This is a genomic window from Coxiella endosymbiont of Ornithodoros amblus (genome assembly GCF_019425495.1).
Classification (GTDB): domain Bacteria; phylum Pseudomonadota; class Gammaproteobacteria; order Coxiellales; family Coxiellaceae; genus Coxiella.
In genome coordinates this window covers 1-4601 of record NZ_VFIV01000081.1, presented here as the reverse complement: position 1 = coordinate 4601, position 4601 = coordinate 1, and the positions used below count along the sequence as shown (strand labels likewise).

The following is a 4601-nucleotide window of genomic DNA, read 5'->3' as shown; positions in this document are numbered from 1 at the left end:
AATATCTTTCATCACCTGCTCTTTATTTAAAATAGAAATTCTGTGTTGGCGCATTATAACGCCCCCTTTAAAGAGCGCACTTTTCATTGGGTTGTTTGTTGAAAATCTATACATAATCGTATCCTTTGCATTTCTCCAATTTGACAGTCCGCGTGCGCTGATTTATGATTGCGAGTCCTATTAAGATTTAAAGAGTTGCCTTATGAAACGAACCTATCAGCCCAGCAAACTGAAACGAAATCGGACATATGGCTTTCGTGCTCGAATGGCAACAAAAAATGGCCGTCAAGTACTGAATCGCCGCCGTGCAAAGGGAAGAGAGCGTTTAACCGTTTGATGGAAAAAAGCTTTTCCGCAAGTTGGCGAATCCGTACAACAGATGAGTTTCGCTGTATCTATGCGACACGTCAACGGATAATAGGACGTTATTATTTCCTTTATTATCGAGAAAATGAAATAAAACATTCGCGATTAGGTGTAGTGACAAGCAAATGCAATGTAAGAAAAGCCGTTTGGCGTAATCGCGTCAGACGAGTAGTCAAGGAGGCTTTTAGAACAAGAAAGAAGAAGTTACCGGCGTTTGATATCGTCGTTGTCGCTAAAGCCTCTTCAGTGGAAGTGGGTAACAAAGAGCTGTATCAATGTATAAACAAATTGTTCACACAATTGGAAAGGCAATCCAAACCCTCCTCCTCGGTTTGATCAAAGCTTATCGACACCTGATCAATCCAATGTTAATGAATTCTTATCTCTTTTATCCTTCCTGTTCTTGTTATGCCGAAACTGCCTTAAAGCGCTTTGGCGTGATAAAAGGTATTGATTTAACAGTTTGGCGCTTACTGCGGTGTTATCCCTTCCATCCCGGTGGTTGATATGGTACCTGAAAAGTCCAATGAGATGGCGTAACTGGTGGATACTAAACGAATAATTTTATACCTCATTGTTACGCTTTTAGCTATTGCGCTGTTTAACGCTTGGCAGCGTGACTATCCATCGCTGGAGCCAAGTCCGACAGTAGAACAGCCAACCGCGAATCCCGATCACCCGACCGATTATACCCCTCCTCCTTTCACTCCGGGGACGGCTGAGAAAACAAAAGGAGCGGGGAAGATTGTTTTTACGGCTAAAGTGCCAGAAGAGCGGCTGATCACAGTAAAAACTGATGTCCTTGATATCCAAATAGATACTCATGGTGGGAACATTGTTTCGGCAAAGTTGCCTAAATATCCGGTTTTCTTAGAGGAGAAACAAACTCCGGTACAAATTTTAAGCGGTGAACCGAATGAGTTGTACGTTGCTCAAAGCGGGTTAACAAATGGAAATGGCCAACCAACAACGGTTCAATTTGAGTCGGAAAAAAAACAATATGTTTTAGAAAATGGCCAGAATCAGCTCATCGCCCAACTTATCGGCCGAACTCCTGACGGACTTCTAGTTACAAAGACCTATACGTTTCATCGCGATGATTATGCCATTCACTTAACCTATCAAGTGAAGAACAACACGTCTAAATCCTGGCAAGGTAGCTTTTATACTCAAATTACCCGCCGTCAACCGCTGACGGAACATCATCATTTTTATGTCAGAAGTTACAACGGCGTCTCTATGGGAAGTCCGCAAATCCCCTATGAAAAGCTGAGTTATGAAACACTGGATAAAGAAAATATTGATCGAACAAACCAAAACGGCTGGATTGCCATTCAACAACATTACTTCCTGACCGCGTGGGTACCAGGGAACCCTGAATTAACTTATCACTACTACAGTCACGTGATTCCAGTGAGCGGTGAGCCAAATGTTTACGTGGTTGGTTTTATTAGCCCTCAAATGGGTGTGGCCGCAGGGAGAAAAGCCGCCACACATGCTACGCTTTATGTCGGCCCCGAAATTGCTAAGCGATTAAAAGGGTTGTCACCCGGATTAGAACGAACAATCGATTACGGATGGCTATGGCCGATTTCCATATTTTTGTTTTGGATTCTCAGCGCTGTTCATGCTGTCGTTAAGAATTGGGGTTGGTCTATTATTGTTACGACGATTCTTATCAAAATCCTTTTTTATTGGTTTTCAGCAAAAAGTTTCCGTTCAATGGCGCGCATGCGTGAAATGCAACCGCGGATACAAGCACTGAAAGAACGGTATGGCGATGACCGACAAGCGTTAAGTCGAGCGACGATGGAGTTGTACCGCAAAGAGAAAATTAACCCATTGGGTGGCTGCCTGCCGATGTTAATTCAATTACCAGTATTTATTGCTTTTTATTACGTTATTATTGAAAGCGTCCAATTGCGTCAAGCACTGTTTATTTTGTGGATTCATGATTTATCCGTTAAAGATCCCTATTATATTTTGCCAATTATCATGGGTTTAAGTATGTTAGCTCAACAATGGCTATCCCCCACTTCACCGGATCCTACGCAACAAAAAATGATGTGGCTTCTACCCGTGATTTTTACAGTCTTTTTCATCAATTTTCCCGCGGGATTAGTCTTGTATTGGATAACCAACAACGTGGTGCAGACGCTGCAACAGTGGTATGTCAATAAAACGTATGAGAGCCATAAAGCGAAATTAAAAGCTCGGCGCGCTCGGAAGCGGAAAAGATAAAGTCCCGTATTGCGCTTCGCTTCATACGGGCACCGACCGAATATTAATTATTGACGATTAGGGGCAGTGAGAGCTGCTTTGGTTTGCAGTAAGTCAGTCCTATCGTTATTCCAAATGTAATCTCCTATTGTCTTTACTTGTCTTTACAGGCGGCAACATTTGTAGAAGTAAAACCAATCTTCGCGACTACAACACAAGCCATGGCGGTTCCCTTAGTAGAGCAGGGCGCACATGAACGGCTGTAAGGACCGTGAGGTCAACAGTTTGTTGTTTGTCCCTTTCGGAAAAAATTGAATTCAGGAGGGATTAGTCTCCTAGGTTAGCCCGCAATTCTTATGAGTAACTCTTCTTGAAGGTATCCCCGTTTTGCAGGTAAGGTCATCTCCCAAAGCTATCACAGTCAGCCCTAGGAGGACTAAACTCGCTGTTATTGTTTTTGATCTGTTCATGTTATGATTTGTTATTTTTAAGTCCTGGAAAAATTATAGCAAAATGACCTATGTGTTCCCCGAAACCATTGCTGCCCAAGCGACGCCTTCAGGTCGAGGGGGAATTGGGCTTGTTCGCGTTTCAGGGGAAAAGACTAAGGCCATTGCTCAGAAAATCCTGGGGTGCGTGCCTAAGCCTCGGTATGCGACGTTTGTTAAATTTTTGGATTCAAAGTTAGTAATTGATGAAGGAATCGCCCTCTATTTCCCTAAGCCTCATTCATTTACCGGCGAAGACGTTTTAGAGCTGCATGGTCACGGCGGTCCTGTGGTCATGGATCGTTTATTAAATATCGTTTTGAAAGCCGGCGCGCGTCAATCCCGCCCGGGGGAATTTTCTGAGAGGGCCTTTTTGAATAACAAAATAGACCTCGCGCAAGCGGAAGCGGTTGCTGATCTCATTAATGCCTCTTCAGAACAAGCAGCTCGTTCAGCAATACGTTCGTTGCAAGGTAAATTTTCAAAACGCATTCATCAATTAGTGGATGCTTTAATACAGTTACGAATGTATATTGAAGCATCCATTGATTTTCCCGAAGAAGAAATTGATTTCCTCGCCGACGACCGGATAAAAGAGAGATTAGAAAATTTAATGCGCCAAGTGCAAGAAATACAAAAAACCGCTAGACAAGGCGCTCTTTTACGCGAAGGTATCACCGTTGTTATCGCGGGCGAACCCAATGTCGGTAAGTCCAGCCTATTAAACTTATTAAGCGAACAGGAAACTGCCATCGTGACAGACATCGCAGGAACCACGCGGGATATTATCCGTGAATCGATTCATATTGACGGATTGCCAATTCACATCGTTGATACCGCTGGTCTTCGTCTTACTGAAGATGTGGTTGAAAAAGAAGGCGTACGACGCACACAAAAAGCTGTTCAACAGGCCGATTTATTATTATTAATGATCGACGCATCAAAACCAACTGAAGATTTTAAAAAAATCATTACTCGATGGTTTTTCGAAAACGACAACAAAATTCCAACCCTAATTGTTGAAAATAAAATTGATTTAATTGATGAGCCCCCCCGTAAAGAAAATAAAGAGTATCCGCACATCAAACTCTCCGTTAAAACTCGTGCTGGTGTTGAGCTCTTAAAAAATCATTTAAAAAATACCGCTGGATTTGAAGCCAGTCATGAAAACAATTTCATTGCTAGAAGACGCCATTGCCATGCCATCGCACGAGCCAGCGCCTTTTTAAAAAACGCCAATAACCATCTCTTAAACCAAAAAACGGGCGAACTAGTCGCTGAAGATTTAAAACTAGCCCAAAACGCGCTCTCCGAAATCACTGGCGAATTCACCTCTGATGCTTTACTCGAAAAAATATTTTCAGAATTTTGCATCGGAAAATAATCACCATTCCCCGTATAAAGAACGTATATGCGGGTTCACAGAGCCACCGCATGAATCAGCATCATCAACCCCAGGTTTTATTTAACGTCCTTAACATCACATTGCCGCGTTTACTAATCCGCGACAAGACCTCCTTATTCCCA

Annotated in this window: 3 protein-coding genes and 2 pseudogenes; all 5 read left to right on the top strand. The window is 42.8% G+C overall.

The window, feature by feature from the left end; genetic code table 11:
* Positions 1-202 precede the first annotated feature (202 nt).
* Positions 203-337, top strand: a complete 135-nt coding sequence (rpmH, locus tag FIV31_RS07310) for a 50S ribosomal protein L34 (RefSeq protein ID WP_280124315.1) — start codon at positions 203-205, stop codon at positions 335-337.
* Positions 334-702: a ribonuclease P protein component gene (gene rnpA, locus FIV31_RS07305; RefSeq protein ID WP_280124314.1), complete on the top strand. Its 369-nt coding sequence runs from the start codon at positions 334-336 to the stop codon at positions 700-702. The genes rpmH and rnpA overlap by 4 nt, the downstream gene beginning before the upstream one ends.
* A pseudogene (gene yidD / locus FIV31_RS07300) lies at positions 642-906 on the top strand (membrane protein insertion efficiency factor YidD). The gene rnpA and the pseudogene yidD overlap by 61 nt, the downstream one beginning before the upstream one ends.
* 3 nt (positions 907-909) lie before the next feature.
* The gene (gene yidC, locus FIV31_RS07295) at positions 910-2607 is read left to right on the top strand and encodes a membrane protein insertase YidC (protein ID WP_280124313.1); all 1698 of its coding nucleotides are present in this window, start codon (positions 910-912) and stop codon (positions 2605-2607) included.
* Between the two features lie 430 nt (positions 2608-3037).
* Positions 3038-4458: pseudogene (gene mnmE / locus FIV31_RS07290) on the top strand (tRNA uridine-5-carboxymethylaminomethyl(34) synthesis GTPase MnmE).
* The last annotated feature ends 143 nt before the right edge of the window (positions 4459-4601 follow it).